13 protein-coding genes are annotated in these 14,377 nt (G+C 64.8%); 3 read left to right on the top strand and 10 right to left on the bottom strand.

The features are described 5' to 3' along the window. Positions 1–227: 227 nt before the first annotated feature. Genes ACYPXD_RS17180 through ACYPXD_RS17160 form a run of 5 tightly spaced genes read right to left on the bottom strand, consistent with a single transcriptional unit; the run spans position 228 to position 5,912 of the window. Positions 228–1,163 (bottom strand): ABC transporter permease, encoded by a 936-nt coding sequence (locus ACYPXD_RS17180; RefSeq protein WP_459713646.1) that lies wholly within the window; start codon positions 1,161–1,163, stop codon positions 228–230. Continuing rightward, positions 1,163–2,107 (bottom strand): ABC transporter permease, encoded by a 945-nt coding sequence (locus ACYPXD_RS17175; protein WP_459713644.1) that lies wholly within the window; start codon positions 2,105–2,107, stop codon positions 1,163–1,165. Before ACYPXD_RS17175 ends, ACYPXD_RS17180 begins: the two co-directional genes overlap by 1 nt. A 5-nt stretch (positions 2,108–2,112) precedes the next feature. Beyond that, complete coding sequence (locus tag ACYPXD_RS17170) at positions 2,113–3,612, bottom strand: ABC transporter substrate-binding protein (RefSeq protein WP_459713642.1); 1,500 nt, start codon at positions 3,610–3,612, stop codon at positions 2,113–2,115. Between the two features lie 54 nt (positions 3,613–3,666). Further along, positions 3,667–4,869: an ABC transporter ATP-binding protein gene (locus ACYPXD_RS17165; protein WP_459713639.1), complete on the bottom strand. Its 1,203-nt coding sequence runs from the start codon at positions 4,867–4,869 to the stop codon at positions 3,667–3,669. Further along, the gene (locus tag ACYPXD_RS17160) at positions 4,866–5,912 is read right to left on the bottom strand and encodes an ABC transporter ATP-binding protein (RefSeq protein ID WP_459713637.1); all 1,047 of its coding nucleotides are present in this window, start codon (positions 5,910–5,912) and stop codon (positions 4,866–4,868) included. The genes ACYPXD_RS17165 and ACYPXD_RS17160 overlap by 4 nt, the downstream gene beginning before the upstream one ends. Before the next feature lie 142 nt (positions 5,913–6,054). Between ACYPXD_RS17160 and ACYPXD_RS17155 the strand changes: the two genes are divergently transcribed. Next, positions 6,055–6,918, top strand: coding sequence for a LysR substrate-binding domain-containing protein (locus ACYPXD_RS17155; protein ID WP_459713661.1), 864 nt, complete (start codon positions 6,055–6,057; stop codon positions 6,916–6,918). A 12-nt stretch (positions 6,919–6,930) separates the two neighbouring features. On the opposite strand, the gene ACYPXD_RS17150 is transcribed toward ACYPXD_RS17155, so the two are convergent. After that, positions 6,931–8,415, bottom strand: a complete 1,485-nt coding sequence (locus ACYPXD_RS17150) for an MDR family MFS transporter (protein ID WP_459713635.1) — start codon at positions 8,413–8,415, stop codon at positions 6,931–6,933. A 248-nt stretch (positions 8,416–8,663) separates the two neighbouring features. On the opposite strand from ACYPXD_RS17150, the gene ACYPXD_RS17145 reads away from it, so the two are divergent. Beyond that, positions 8,664–8,972, top strand: coding sequence for a hypothetical protein (locus ACYPXD_RS17145; protein ID WP_459713631.1), 309 nt, complete (start codon positions 8,664–8,666; stop codon positions 8,970–8,972). Positions 8,973–9,042: 70 nt separating this feature from the next. Here ACYPXD_RS17145 and ACYPXD_RS17140 read toward each other — a convergent pair whose 3' ends face one another. The 3 genes from ACYPXD_RS17140 to ACYPXD_RS17130 form a co-directional block, all read right to left on the bottom strand. Beyond that, complete coding sequence (locus tag ACYPXD_RS17140) at positions 9,043–9,591, bottom strand: GAF domain-containing protein (RefSeq protein ID WP_459713629.1); 549 nt, start codon at positions 9,589–9,591, stop codon at positions 9,043–9,045. Positions 9,592–9,630: 39 nt separating this feature from the next. Beyond that, positions 9,631–11,052 (bottom strand): MFS transporter, encoded by a 1,422-nt coding sequence (locus tag ACYPXD_RS17135; protein ID WP_459713625.1) that lies wholly within the window; start codon positions 11,050–11,052, stop codon positions 9,631–9,633. 199 nt (positions 11,053–11,251) lie between these two features. Continuing rightward, positions 11,252–13,045 (bottom strand): gamma-glutamyltransferase family protein, encoded by a 1,794-nt coding sequence (locus ACYPXD_RS17130; protein WP_459713622.1) that lies wholly within the window; start codon positions 13,043–13,045, stop codon positions 11,252–11,254. A gap of 229 nt (positions 13,046–13,274) precedes the next feature. Here ACYPXD_RS17130 and ACYPXD_RS17125 point away from each other — a divergent pair, with 229 nt between their 5' ends. After that, the gene (locus ACYPXD_RS17125; protein WP_459713618.1) at positions 13,275–14,078 is read left to right on the top strand and encodes a FadR/GntR family transcriptional regulator; all 804 of its coding nucleotides are present in this window, start codon (positions 13,275–13,277) and stop codon (positions 14,076–14,078) included. Between the two features lie 7 nt (positions 14,079–14,085). Here ACYPXD_RS17125 and ACYPXD_RS17120 read toward each other — a convergent pair whose 3' ends face one another. Continuing rightward, positions 14,086–14,373, bottom strand: a complete 288-nt coding sequence (locus tag ACYPXD_RS17120; protein ID WP_459713615.1) for a hypothetical protein — start codon at positions 14,371–14,373, stop codon at positions 14,086–14,088. Positions 14,374–14,377 lie beyond the last annotated feature (4 nt).

The following is a 14,377-nucleotide window of genomic DNA, read 5'->3' as shown; positions in this document are numbered from 1 at the left end:
CCGCGGCGATCGCCGCGTCGACTGCATTGCCGCCTTTCCACAGCATTCGCAGGCCGGCCTGCGCGGCAAGCGGGTGCGACGTCGAAACGATGTTGCGCGCGAACACAGGCAGGCGCTGCGTCGGATAAGGGTTCTGCCAGTTGAAACGTGTCATGTGAAACTCAAACGGGTGAAAGTATTGAAAGAAGCCAGCGTGCAGCGATGCGATAAAGCCGAGCCTTGCAACGCTACGATTCGCGTGGATCGAGCGCGTCGCGCAATCCATCGCCGAGCAGATTGAAACCTAGCACAGCGAGGAAAATCGCGACGCCCGGAAACACGGACATCCACGGCGCCTGACTGACGAAATCCTTCGCGGTGTTCAGCATCGATCCCCACGACGGCGACGGCGGCAATTGCCCGAGCCCGAGAAACGACAGGCTCGCTTCGGCGATGATCGCGGTCGCGATCGTGAGGCTCGCCTGCACGATGATCGGCGGCAGCACGTTCGGCAGGATATAGCGCACGATAATCCGTGCGTGGCCGAGACCAATGGCGCGCGCGCCTTCCACATATTCCTCGGCCTTCACCGCGAGCGCCTGGCCGCGTGTCAGGCGCACGAAGCGCGGCATCGCCGAGATACCGATCGCCGCCATCGCATTGGTGAGGCTCGGGCCGAGAAACGCGGCGAGCGCGATCGCGAGAATCAGAAACGGAATGGACAGCAGCGCATCGGCGACGCGCGAAATCACGCCATCGACGAGCTTGCCGAAGTAACCGGCCAGCAAACCGAGCGGCAAACCGACCACGACCGCGATACACACGGACACCACGCCGGCCAGCAACGACGCCCGCGCGCCATAGAGCAGCCGCGCGAACACATCGCGGCCGAGTTCGTCGGTGCCGAACCAGTGCGCGGCGGACGGCGGCTGACGCACGGTGAGAAAGCTCGCCTGCACCGGGTCGTAATGCGAGAGCCACGGCGCGAACAGGGCCATCAACACGACAAGGAGCACGAGCACCGCGCCGAACACGGCGGCGCGATTGCGCATGAACTTCGTGAGACCGCGGCGCTTGCGGCGCGGCAGCGTATCGGAAGCCACGGAAGCCACGGAAGCCGCGGCAGCGGCTGCACCGGCGGCAGCGGATGAAGGCGAACGCACAGGAGACGCGGGAGTGGCCATCAGCTGCGCCTCATACGAGGATTGAGCACGATATAAAGCACATCGGCGAACAGGTTCACGACGATAAACGACAGCGCGGTGACGAGCACAACGCCTTGCACGACCGCATAGTCGCGATTGAACACGGCATCGACAATCAGCTTGCCGAAGCCGGGAATGGTGAACACCTGCTCGGTCAGCACGGCGCCCGCGAGCAGTTCGCCGAACAGCAGCGCGAGCACCGTGACGATCGGAATCAGCGCATTGCGAAAGCCATGCTTGACCACCACCGTCGCGCGCAGCAGCCCTTTCGCGCGCGCGGTGCGGATGTAATCGGTGCGCAGCACGGAAAGCATCGCGCTGCGCGTATGCCGCATCAGTTGCGCACCGAGCGCGGCGCCGAGCACGAACGCGGGCATCAGCATCGTCTTGATGCTGAGCCAGAAATCTTCACCCGGCGGCACATACCCCGACGACGGCAGCAAATGCCAGCGCACCGACACGAGAAAAATCAGCATGATGCCGAGCCAGAAATTCGGAATCGACATGCCCGAGAGCGCGAGAATATTCGCGCCGTAATCGAGCGGCCCGCCGCGGCTCGACGCCGAAATCACGCCGGCCGGAATGCCGATGCCGATCGCGAAGATCATCCCCATCACCGCGAGCTGGATGGTGACGGGCAGCTTCTGCGCGATCAGCGACGTGACCCGCACATCGGTGCGCAGCGACACGCCGAGATCGCCGTGCAACACGTCCTTGACCCACAGCACGTACTGCGTCGGCACCGGCTCGTCGAGGTGATACTTGGCGCGCAGCGACGCAATCAGCTGCGGGTCCTGGTCTTCGCCGGCCATCGCCATCACCGGGTCGCCGGGCAACAGCTTCTGCAGGCCGAAGATCAGCATCGACACGAGAATCAGTGTCGGCACCGCGACGAGCAGGCGATTGGCGATGATCCTGAGCATGCCGTTCAGCCTTTGATGCTCACGCCGCGCAAGCGAATCAGGCCGTCCGGGTAGGGCGTAAAGCCCTGCACCTTGTTCGACAGCACGTACGGCCACGGCTGGATATAGATGTAGACGTTCGGGTCTTCATCGGCGAGCAGCTTCGCGGCCGCGTCATACTGGGCCTTGCGGTCCGCGACAGTCAGCTTCACGCGCGCGGCGTCGAGCAGCTTGTCCACGTCGGCATTGCAGTACTTGCCGTAATTCAGGTTGCCCGCGCACGTGTTGAATTGATGCAGATTGCCGTCCGGATCGACGCGGCCCGACCAGCCGAGATACATCGCCTGGAAGTCGCCGCTATGCGCGGCATTGAGCTGCGCCGCGTAATCGGTCGGCCGCAGCTTCAGGGTGAAGCCGGTTTCCCCGACCATCGCCTGCAGCATCTGCACGATCTGGCTCGATACCGTGTTGTTCGGATACGTGAACTCGATGTCGACATGTTCGTGGCCGGCCGCTTTCAGCAACGCCTTCGCCTTCGCGACGTCGCGATGCGGCGCGGGCAATGCGGCGTCGTAGTACGGGCTCGATTTAGGCAGCGGCTGGTTGGCCGGCGCGAAAATGCCCGCGCCGATCACCTGGTTGATCGCATCGCGATCGATCGACAGATCGAAGGCTTCGCGCACGCGCTTGTCGCGCAGCACGGAGTTACCGCGCGGACCATTGTTGACGTTGAACGTGACGTAGTAGTAGCCAAGGCCGGGCGTGGTCACGAGCTTCAGGTTCGCGTCGCCCTTCACCGCGTTCACGTCCGACGGCGCGACGCGCTCGAGCATATCGAGCGAACCCGAGCGCAGGTTCGCGAGACGCACGGTCGCATCGGGAATCGGCAGGAACGTGATGCGCTGGATCGGGTACTTCGCGGCGTCCCAGTAGCCGTCGAATTTTTCGAGCACGACGCGGTCGTTCTGCACGCGCTGCACGAACTTGTACGGGCCCGAGCAGACCGGATGCGTCGCCACGCCCGCCGCGTCGGCGAACGTCTTCGGCGACAGCATCATGCCCGCGCGGTCCGACAGCGTGGCGAGCAGCGCGGCGTCAGGCTGCTTGAGCACGAACGCAACCGTGCTGGCGTCGATCGCATCCACATGATCGATCGAGGCGAGCTCGCTCTTGCGGTTACTGGTCGGCAACGTCATCGCGCGCTCGATGTTCGCCTTCACGGCCGCCGCGTTGAACGGCTCGCCGTCCTGGAACTTCACGCCCTGGCGCAGCTTGAACGTGACCGTCTTGCCGTCGGCGCTCGTGGTCCACGAGGTCGCGAGCATCGGCACGATCTTCAGGTCCGGCGTGATATCGACGAGCGAATTGCACAGCGACGCGAACACGATGCGGTCGGCGAACTGCACGCTGCGCGCAGGGTCGAGCGTGCCGATGTCGTCCTGCAAGCCGATCCGGATCTGGCTGGTCTGCGCCATCGCGGCAGACGCGCTGAGCGCGAGCGCCGCGGCCATCAACATTCTTCGCATGCGGTCTTTCCTTTTTCTTTCCCGGTTCAATAAAGCGGTGTGATGCAGGTTGTCCTATTGCGCGGCCGGTGCTGCTTGCGCTGCTTGCGCTGCTTGTGCTGCTTGCGCCGTCTGCCCCGCCTGTGCGGCCTGCTCGGCCTGACGCTGGCGATAGATCGCAAGGCGTTCGCCGAGCTTCGTGCTGGCAGGCGTCGCGAGCGGCGCGCTGCCGCCCGCGTTCTGAATCTCACGCCAGAAATGGCATGCCACGCGCCGTCCGTCGCCGAGCGTTTCGCTCGCCGGCCGCTCCTGCGAACACAGCGGCTTCGCATGCGGACAACGCGGATGAAAACGGCAACCGGGCGGCGGCGCGGTCGGACTCGGCAAATCGCCGGTCAGCGCGGCGCGCGCACGCCGCTCGTGCGGGCTGCTCACCGGAATCGCGCCGAGCAGCGCCTGCGTGTACGGATGCAGCGGCGCATCGAACAATGCGTCGACATCGGCGAGCTCGACGATCTCGCCGAGATACATGACGGCGACGCGATCGCTCATATGGCGGATCACCGCAAGGTCGTGCGCGACCATGATCAGCGTGAGCCCGAGGTCCTGCTTCAAGGTTTCGAGCAGATTGATCACCTGCGCCTGCACGGACACGTCGAGCGCCGACACCGGTTCGTCGCCGACAATCAGCTTCGGTTCGCCCGCCAGGGCGCGCGCAATGCCGATGCGCTGCCGCTGGCCGCCCGAGAACTCGTGCGGATAGCGATCGGCGTAGGCGGGCTGCAGGCCGACCGTGCGCAACAACTGCGCGACGCGCTCGCGGCGCTCGGCGCCATGGCGCGCAAGCCGATGCAACGCAATCGGCTCGCCGACGATCTGCCCGACCGTCATGCCCGGATTCAGCGACGCAAACGGATCCTGGAAAATCAGTTGCATCTCGCGCCGCAGCCGCTGCATCGGCGCGCCATGCAGATGCGTGATGTCCCGCCCCTGATACAGCACGCGGCCTTGCGTCGAGTCGATCAGGCGCAGCAGCAGGCGGCCGAGCGTCGACTTGCCGCAACCCGATTCGCCGACAATCGCGAAGGTCTCGCCGGCGGCGACCGAAAACGACACATCGTTGACCGCATAAACGGTGGGCGTGCGCGTAAACAGATGACGGTCGCCGCCGAAGTGTTTCGTCAGCGCGCGCGCTTCGATGATCGGCGTACGCGGCGCGGTTTTGTCGGAACCTGAAGCCTGTGAACGATCAGTGCGGATGCCGGTGCCGGTCGTCATGCGACCTCCCTGCGCATCGGCGCGCGCTGCGGCTGCCCGCCGGCGGCGTAAGCGGACTGCTCGACCGGCGCAAGCCAGCACGCCACGCGATGCACACCCGCAACCGGCTGATCGGGCGGCGCCGCATCGACACAGCGCTGCTCCGCAAACGGACAGCGCGGCGCAAAACGGCAGCCGTTCGGCATCTGTTCCGGCGACGGCACCGAACCGCGAATCGTCGCGAGCGATCCTTCGCGCTTGCCCGTCGACGGAATCGCGCCCATCAGGCCGATCGTGTACGGATGCTGCGGATCGTCGAACAGATCGGCGACCGTGCCGTATTCGACGATCCGTCCCGCGTACATCACCGCGACATGGTCCGCGACTTCCGCGACGACGCCGAGGTCGTGCGTGATCAGCACCATCGCCGTGCCGGTCTCGGCTTGCAGATTCTTGATCAGCGACAACACCTGCGCCTGGATGGTCACGTCGAGCGCGGTGGTCGGTTCATCGGCGATCAGCAGACGCGGCTGGTTGGCGAGCGCCATCGCGATCATCACGCGCTGACGCATGCCGCCCGACAGCTGATGCGGATACGCATCGAGCCGCGTTTCAGGGGCGGGAATCCGCACAAGGCGCAGCATCTCGAGCGCCTGCTCGCGCGCTTCGCCGCGGCTCAACCCGCGATGCCGGCGGATGCTTTCGCCGATCTGCTCGCCGACCGTAAACGCCGGATTCAGCGACGTCATCGGCTCCTGAAAGATCATGGACAGCCGGTTGCCGCGAATATCGGCCAGCTCGCGCTCGGAAAGCGTGAAAAGATCTTTGCCGTCGAAGTGCGCCGTGCCCGCCACGCGTTGCGCGGGCGGGCTCGCGAGCAGCCCCATCAGGGCAAGCGAGGTGACGCTCTTGCCGCAGCCCGACTCGCCGACGATGCACAGCGTTTCGCCGCTGCCGACCGCAAACGACACGTTGTCGACAAGATTCGGCATCGCGGCCGAGCGCGAAAACTTCAACGAAAAGCCGCTGACCTCGAGTACCGGTCGGCGCTCGCCATCGCTCATGCTGTGACACTCCCCACGGGCTGGTCGTCCTCGGAACGCTTTCAAGCGTCGTTTGAAGCGACGATTATGGGGTGCGGAACCCGACAGAAAATATTAATATTTCTTGCCAATACTTAAGTTTTTCTTGAGCTTCCTGCCATTCATGCCCACGCTGCGGATGTTGAAAACCTTTCGGGCCGTCGCGCGAACCGGGTCGTTCGCGGCCGCCGCGGAAAAAGTCGCGTTGACGCAGGCTGCCGTCAGCCTGCAGATGCGCGGGCTCGAGCAGGCGCTCGGCAGACCGCTTTTCGCGCGCAGCGGACGGCAGATCGTGCTGACGCGCGACGGCCAGCAAATCTGGCCGAAGGTCGAGCAGATTCTCGATCTGCTCGACGAACTCAATGCGGACCCGGCCGATTCGATGGTCGGGCCGCTGACGATCGGCGCGGTCGTCTCCGTCATCGGCGCACTGTCGCTGGTGGTCGCGCGTTTGAAGACCGACCATCCGCAACTCGACGTGCGGCTGCTGTCGGCGCGTTCCGATGAACTCGCCGCAATGGTCGAGGCCGGCGACGTCGATATCGCGGCCGTGGTCGCGCGCGCCGATGCGACGCTGCCCGACACGCTGAAGTGGACCACGCTGTATAGCGAGCCGCTGGTATTGGTGGTGAGCAGCGCGCTCGTCGACAGCGATCCGCAGCGCATTCTGCGCGGTCACGGCTTCCTGCGTTTCGACCGCCGCGTGCGGACCGGGCGCGTCGTCGATCAGGCGCTGCGCGACGCGGGGCTCACCGTCAACGAATATCTCGAACTCAATTCGATCGAGACGATCGTCGCGCTCGTGCGCGAGAACGTCGGCGTCGCGGTGCTGCCGCTCTTGCACCGGGGCAACTGGCGCAACGATCCGTCGCTGCGCGTGCTCGCTATTTCAAATCCGCCGATGCTGCGCACGGTCGGGATGATTCAGCGTGCCTCGTACGACCGGCCGGGGATTACGCAGGCGATCATCGATACGCTGCATGGGTGAGCGCGCAGGCGCTCAATGCGCAACCGGCGTCGTCACCTCGCGCTTGTGACGAATCACCACCGACGGTACGAGCATCGCCAGCAGAAACAGCGCGATCGATACCCCGAGCACGCCCGCGAAGGTCAGATGCAGCGATTGCTGCAACGCGGCCCGCACGCCCATATCGACGGCGCCGAGCTTCTGCGTGGATGCATCGAGCGCGGCGCGCAGCTGATCGGGCGTTACCGCGCCGATCTGCTTCGCGTGCGCCAGCCCGAAGTTGAACACGGCGCCGAACACCGTCGCGCCGAGCGTACTGCCCAGATTGCGCGAGAACAGATTCGACGCGGTCGCGCTGCCGCGCTGATTGCCTTCGACGATTTCCTGAATCAGCACGAGCGCGGCCGTGGCGGACAAGCCCATGCCGAAGCCCATCACGAGCGAGCCGAACGCGGCGGTGAGCGGCGCGCTGTCGACGCCCATCAGCGCGAAGATCACGCCGCCGGCCGGAATAAACACGCTGCCGACGACCAGAATCGAGCGCAGGTTATAGCGCCGGAACAGCCGCGCGGAAAGCGTCGCGCCGACCGGCCAGCCGACCATCATCACCGTCAGCGCCATGCCGGCCACCACCGGCGAGCGCTGCAGCACGCCTTGCACGTAGATCGGCAGAAACGTCGTCACGCCCATCAGCACCATGCCGCTCAATAATGTCGACGCATTGGTCGCGGCGATCGGCCGGCGGCTCCAGAGCGCAAACGAGATCATCGGCTCGGCGGCACGCCGCTCCTGGATCACGAACAGCACCGACGCGATCGCGCACACCGCGCATGCATAGAGCGCATGCTGGCCCGCGGATGCGCCCGCATCGGTCAGCGCGATCATCAGCGCGGCGACCGCGACGGTGAACAGCGCGGCTCCGGCAATATCGATCGACGGCCGCTGATGCCCGGGTTTTTCGTGCAGGAACGCGATAAAGCCGGCCATCGCGGCGAGCCCGATCGGCACATTCATCCAGAAAATCCATGCCCACGACAGCGCATGGATGATAAAGCCGCCGACCACCGGTCCGACCACGGCCGAGATCGCCCAGACACTCGCGAGATAACCCTGCACCTTGCCGCGCTCGTGCGCCGGGTACAGGTCGCCGACGATCGTCATCGCGACCGGCTGGATAGCGCCGGCGCCGATGCCCTGGATCAGCCGGAACGCGATCATCGCGGGCATCGACCACGCGAAGCCCGCGAGCAGCGAGCCCGCGAGAAAGATCGCAATGCCCACCAGCATCACGGGCTTGCGCCCGAACAGATCGGCGAGCTTGCCGAACACGACGGTCATCGCCGTCTGCGCAAGCAGAAATGACGAAAACACCCAGCTATAGAGATCGAGTCCGCCCAGCTGCGTTGCGATTTGCGGCATGGCGGTGGAGACGATCGTCATTTCGATCGCGATCATGGCTGTCGAAGCCATGACCGATGCAATGACGAGCGCACGTCCGGAATTGCGCGATTCGGCCATTTGACGTGTGAGATTCGATGGCGGGGGAACGGTGATGCGAAGCTTCTTCGCTTCGCGGCGAGAGACGCAATTCTGCCAGCCCGAAGCGATTCGTGCTGACGACGACCTCGGCGTCGGTGGCCGGCCGTGCGGCCTTCAGCACGCTCGCTTGCAAAAGGGTAAAGAAATCCTTAAAAGAGTCGTAAACGAACTGGAAGGTTTGGCGAAGGCCGACCATTTTTTGCCGACATCGAAAACAGGGAGCAGCCATGAGAATTGCAGGCCGGCAGGTTTACGAAACGATGCGCATCGCAGCGGATGTGCAGAAGAAGCGCGAAGAGCAGCGCGACCCGACCAAAGGCAGCGCGGACGACGGGAAGACGTCGCTGTTCGACGCACTCTGGCCCGACTCGCAGTCCGGGCAGACGCCGAATCAGACGGCCGGACATGCGACGCCGCATGTGCCGCATCATTCGGGCGCCACGAGCGGGCATAAGCCGCCGCAGCCGGCGTCGCCGGATACGTCCGCCGACGACACGGACAAGCCGTCCGATTCGCAGGTCGATATCTACGTTTGAGCTGACGACGTTTCAGGTGAGCGCGCAGCGCGCCCTCGTTCGAGGCGCGGCGCTCGCCCGAGCGATTTTCTTAAGCGCAGCCGGCCTTCACCTGCTGCGTCGTTTTCGGCTTCGCATTGCGCAGATAAAGCGCGAGCGGCGCGGCAAGAAACGACGCGAGCACGAGCCCCGCTTCCTCGTGCGCCTGCGTGTACCAGCCTTCGACATGCGTCAGGTTCATGGTGCCGACACATTGCCCGTCGTATGCGACCGGAATATTGAGGATCGAGCCCAATCCCATGCCGGTGATCACCGCATGGTCGTCGAAAGCCGCGCGGATGCCAACCGCGTCGGTTGCGCGAAACGGCACCAAATTTTCGAGCGTATGTTCCGCCCACGCGCTGCCGCGTTTCTTCTTGCGGCCGCCTAGCGGATAGACGGTCGGCATATTCGTGTACAGCCGTTCGACCTCGTACCGCTCGGCGTCGAACGACATGATCGTGAAGAGCTTGCAGCCTGGCGTCTCGCAAGCGACCGCGTAGATCTCGCGAAAGATCGCGTCGGGCTGACGCGCGGTGCGCAGAGCACGCGCGAGCCGCGAGACGTCCAGCAGATCGAGCGGGCGGGGGGCATGTTGCATATCGATGGTCCGATGGTTCCTGTAATGGATGCCGATGGATCAGCCGTGAATACGCGTCGAGCCGCGTAGTTCGTCGAGGTCCGGCCTCGCGGCCAGGTCGTGTTTTTCGATGTCTTCCAGCGAGCGGTTGCGCGTCTCGATACCGAGGAAAAACACGATCGACGCACCGGCCACGAGCACCGCGGTCGTCATGCCGAACACGCCGGTAAAGCCGAACGCCGGATAGACGAAGCCGACCAGAATCGGCGCGCTGACCGAGCCGATGCGCCCGAACGACGACGACGAACCGACGCCCGTCGTGCGCACTGCCGTCGGAAAAATTTCCGGCGTATAAGCATAGACGCCCGCGAACGCGCCGTTCATGAAGAACGACAGGCACATGCCGGCGGCCATGATTTCGAGCTCCGCATGCGAGAGCGCGAGACAGATCGCCGCCACCGCGCCGAGCAACATATACGACGACACCACCGCCTTACGGCCGATCCGCTCGTTCAGAAACGCGGCCGAGAAATAGCCGGGAATCTGCGACGCGTAGATCGCAATCGAGTAGCCGAAGCTTTGCGTCATCGTAAAGCCCTGTTTGACGAGCAGGCTCGGAATCCACGCAAAAAACGAGTAATACGCGAACGCGACGGAGAACCACATCGCCCAGCTGATCGCGGTCATACCCGCCAGCCGCGTCGACCAGAGCGCGGCGATATTGCGCAGTGCGCCGCCACGCGCGCCGCGCCGCGGCAACGGCGGCCCGTCGAGCATGACCCGGCGCACAGGGGCGAGCGTCATGCCGCGCTTGATAAAGCTGTCTTCGACGCCCGTCACGATTTCGTCGGCTTCCTGCAGCCGCCCGCGGCTTTCGAGCCAGCGCGGCGACTCGGGCAGCGCGCGCCGCCACCACAGCAGCATCACGACCGGCAGCGCGGTCAGCATCGCGACATAGCGCCAGCCGTCCGCGAAATTGCGCACGACCGAAAAACCGAGAATCGACGACGCCAGGTAGCCGAACGACATGAAGCCGACCAATGCGCCGCAGAACACGCCGCGATAGCGGCGCGGCACGAATTCGGCGAGAAACGGCGCGATCACGACGGCCTCGGCGCCCGAGCCGAAGCCCGCGACCATCCGCAGCGCGAAGAACGCGTGCCAGTCGCTGACCAGACCGCTTGCGAACGACGCGACGCAATAGATGGACAGCGCGCTCATCATGATGCGGCGCCGGCCGATCACATCCGCGGTCACGCCCGACAGGAACGCGCCGAAGAAATACCCGATATACGTGCTGCTCGCGAGCAGCCCCGTCTGCGCGCTGCTCAGGTGCCACAGCTTGCTGACGATCGGCAGCAGAAACGCCAGCGACGACGAGTCAAGGCCGTCGAACAGATAACCGAGTCCGCCGATCATCAGCAGCTTTCGATGAAAGCCCGATAACGGCAAGCGTTCGAGTCGAGCCGCAACGATAGACATGAACCTGCCCCCTGAAAACGCTTGAGTGACATGACGCGTTAAGCGCACGCACCGCGCGAAATGTTCGATCCTCGCAGCCCGGCGTGACGCGCAAACGTCATGCCGGAACCTGGTGACACACACAACGCCCGCGCGCGATGATCGACACGCGCACGCAACACGCGAACCCGACACACGGCAATAACCCGATCAGGCGCACTTAGCGCCCGATCGCATAGGCCTGCATCTGCCGCGGCGTCGCCGCGCCGCGCATCAGGCCGTCGCGCAGTCCCACTGCGCACACGCGCCCCAACGCCCACGGCTCCGCGACGGTCAGGTCGTGCCCTCGCGCTTGCAATTCGGCGAGCGTGCGCGCCGGAAAACCCGCTTCGGCCGACATCTTGCCGAGCTGCATCGCACGCGGATAAAACGACCCCGGAAAATGCGCGGTCTGGAACGACGGCGCATCGATCGCGGCCTGCAGATCCATGCCCGCGTGCACATGCCGCAAGAACATGTGCAGCGACCACTGGTCCTGCTGATCGCCGCCCGGCGAACCGAACGCCGCATACGGCGCGCCGCCGTGCGTGACAAGCGTCGGCGACAAGGTGGTGCGCGGCCGGCGGCCGGGGCCGAGCGAGGACGGCAAGCCCGCTTCCATCCAGAACATCTGCGCGCGCGTCGTCACATTGAAGCCGAGACCCGGCACCGCAGGCGACGCCTGGAGCCAGCCGCCCGACGGGGTTGCCGACACCATGTTGCCCCACCGGTCGACGATATCGAGGTGCACCGTATCGCCGCGCAATTCCGGCAGCGGCGCGAAAGTCGGCTCGCCCTGGCCGAAGCCGCCCGGCTGCTGGCGCCCTGCATTCGCGACGATCTTTTGCGCGCGCAGGAGGCTGTCGCCGTGCTGGTCATCGAGCTCGCCGGGGCGGAATTCGAGCGAGGCGCGCACGGGGTCGACGAGCTTGCGGCGCACATCGTTATAGCGATCCGACAGCAATGCGTCGAGCGGAACATCGGCGTGCAGCGGATCACCGTAGAACACTTCGCGGTCCGCGAACGCGAGCTTGGCGCACTCGACGACCGTATGCACGAAATCGGGCCCAAGCGGGTCGAGGCTCGCGAGATCGAAGCCCTTCAATAGCGCGAGCTGCTGCAGGAACACCGGACCTTGCCCCCAAGGGCCGGTCTTGTGCACCGTGAAGCCTGCATAGTCGTACGACACCGGCTCTTCGTACGACGGCGTCCAGCGCGCGAGGTCTTCGCCGGTCAACAAGCCGCGATTGCGCAGGCCCGACGTATCGAGCACCGCCGTTGCGCGGAAGTAGCGATCGATTGCGTCCGCGACGAAGCCCGAATAGAACGCGTGCCGCGCGCGTTCGCATTGCGCGGCGCGATCGCCGCTGCCGGCTTCTTCGAGAATGCGCCGGTAGGTCGCCGCCAGCGCCGGGTTGCTGAACAACTGGTTCGGCCGCGGCGCTTCGCCGTCGCGCAGCCATTGCTGCGCGGACGTCGGCCACTCGGCTTTGAAGAAATCCTGAATCGCGAGAATCGATGCCGCCATGCGCGGCACCACCGGATAGCCGTTCTGCGCGTAGCCGATCGCATAGCCGAGCACATCGTGCAACGGCAATTCGCCGTAATCGCGCAGCAACGTCATCCATGCGCCGAACGCGCCGGGCACGACCGCCGGCAACAGGCCGGTGCCAGGCACCACGTCGAGCCCCATGCCGCGCATCCGTTCGATCGTCATCGTGGCCGGCGTCACGCCTTGCCCGCACAGCACCCGCACGCGCTTTTCACGCGCGCTATAGAACACCACCGGCAACTCGCCGCCGGGCCCGTTCAGATGCGGCTCGACGATCTGCAGCACGAAACCCGCCGCCGCCGCGGCATCGAATGCATTGCCGCCCTTTTCGAGCACCGCCATCGCGGACGCCGTGGCCAGCCAATGCGTCGACGCGGCCATGCCGAAGGTGCCGATCAGTTCGGGACGGGTGGTGAATGCCATTGAATCGATCTCGTGATGAGCGACTAGCAAGAAACTTTGACTGCGTTGAGGGACTGCGGAGTCGAACCAATCGTTATTGGTTCATCCGTCGATTCATTCCAGCGCGCCACTTGAATCTGGGACTTACTTCATATTTTAAGGCCAATAATTCGGCGTCAAGAAAAACATTGAAAACGCTTCCACCGATGTTAATATCGAACCAATTTATAAATGGTTCGGGGTCAAAACCATGTCCGAAATTTCGGTGCTGGACCGCATCGCCGACTACATCGCGCGGCACGAACTGCGCGACGGCGATCTGCTCCCAGCGGAACGCAAGCTCGCCGAAGATCTATCAATTAGCCGGCGCGAATTGCGCAACGCGCTCGCATCGCTCGAAGCGGCCGGACGCATCTGGCGCGGCGTCGGCCGCGGCACCTATCTCGGCGCGCGGCCGCTCAGGTTTGCGCAGACGTTGAATGGCCTCTCCGTCGGCACGAGCCCATCGGACGTCGCCGAAATGCGGCTTATGATCGAGCCCGCGCTCGTGGCGCTTGCAACCATGAAAGCAAGCCCCGCCGATCTCGCGGAACTCGACAAGGTCGCGAAAAAAAATGCGTCAACGAAAGACGACTACGAATGGCAACAGTGGGATCACCGCTTTCACCTGCTGCTCGCGCAGGCCACGCGCAATCCCGCCATCATCGCGCTGCTCGAAGCGATCAACGGCGTGCGCGTAAAGCCCGCGCTGCGCGAAAAAACCGTCGACCAGGAAACACGCAAACGCTTCGCGGAACAACATCAGGCGATCGTCGCGGCGATGATCGCGCGCGATAGCGAACTCGCCGAACAGCGGATGCGCGAGCATCTGTCGAGCGTGCAGATGAGAGTGACGGCGCGGGAGAAGAACCGGCTCGCTGCCATTGAGCCCGGCCCCGCCAAACACGCGGCCCCATCCCCGGCCATCGAACCCACACCTGCCGCCGAAGCGATACCGGCTGCGCCCTCTCCGCGCGGCCGGTCTGTTTCAACCCAGCGAAGCGTCGACGAATAACACCGCGTTAGTGCCAGCCGCGATCGTGGTGTTCGCGCCACTCATGCTCACGCCATTCACGGCGGCGCCATTCGCGCTCACGCCACTCACGGCGTTCACGCCAGTCGGGACCGTATCCGCCATAACCGACCACGACCGGCGCCTGCGCAACGACCACCGGCGGCGGCGGTGCTTCATAAACCGGCGCCACCGGAATACCGAGTCCGACCGCCACATCGACATGCGCCGACGCCGCCGTCGACACGCCCCATGCCGCGAAACCGAGAACCACCGCGCCAAGCACCTTCTTGTTCATTTTG

This window comes from Paraburkholderia sp. 2C (assembly GCF_054589215.1).
This window is presented reverse-complemented; position numbering and strand designations above follow the sequence as displayed.

Coding starts and splice junctions, on each gene's coding strand:
- ACYPXD_RS17180 (WP_459713646.1), bottom strand. CDS start 1,163: ATGGCCACTCCCGCGTCTCCTGTGCGTTCGCCTTCATCCGCTGCCGCC.
- ACYPXD_RS17175 (WP_459713644.1), bottom strand. CDS start 2,107: ATGCTCAGGATCATCGCCAATCGCCTGCTCGTCGCGGTGCCGACACTG.
- ACYPXD_RS17170 (WP_459713642.1), bottom strand. CDS start 3,612: ATGCGAAGAATGTTGATGGCCGCGGCGCTCGCGCTCAGCGCGTCTGCC.
- ACYPXD_RS17165 (WP_459713639.1), bottom strand. CDS start 4,869: ATGACGACCGGCACCGGCATCCGCACTGATCGTTCACAGGCTTCAGGT.
- ACYPXD_RS17160 (WP_459713637.1), bottom strand. CDS start 5,912: ATGAGCGATGGCGAGCGCCGACCGGTACTCGAGGTCAGCGGCTTTTCG.
- ACYPXD_RS17155 (WP_459713661.1), top strand. CDS start 6,055: ATGCCCACGCTGCGGATGTTGAAAACCTTTCGGGCCGTCGCGCGAACC.
- ACYPXD_RS17150 (WP_459713635.1), bottom strand. CDS start 8,415: ATGGCCGAATCGCGCAATTCCGGACGTGCGCTCGTCATTGCATCGGTC.
- ACYPXD_RS17145 (WP_459713631.1), top strand. CDS start 8,664: ATGAGAATTGCAGGCCGGCAGGTTTACGAAACGATGCGCATCGCAGCG.
- ACYPXD_RS17140 (WP_459713629.1), bottom strand. CDS start 9,591: ATGCAACATGCCCCCCGCCCGCTCGATCTGCTGGACGTCTCGCGGCTC.
- ACYPXD_RS17135 (WP_459713625.1), bottom strand. CDS start 11,052: ATGTCTATCGTTGCGGCTCGACTCGAACGCTTGCCGTTATCGGGCTTT.
- ACYPXD_RS17130 (WP_459713622.1), bottom strand. CDS start 13,045: ATGGCATTCACCACCCGTCCCGAACTGATCGGCACCTTCGGCATGGCC.
- ACYPXD_RS17125 (WP_459713618.1), top strand. CDS start 13,275: ATGTCCGAAATTTCGGTGCTGGACCGCATCGCCGACTACATCGCGCGG.
- ACYPXD_RS17120 (WP_459713615.1), bottom strand. CDS start 14,373: ATGAACAAGAAGGTGCTTGGCGCGGTGGTTCTCGGTTTCGCGGCATGG.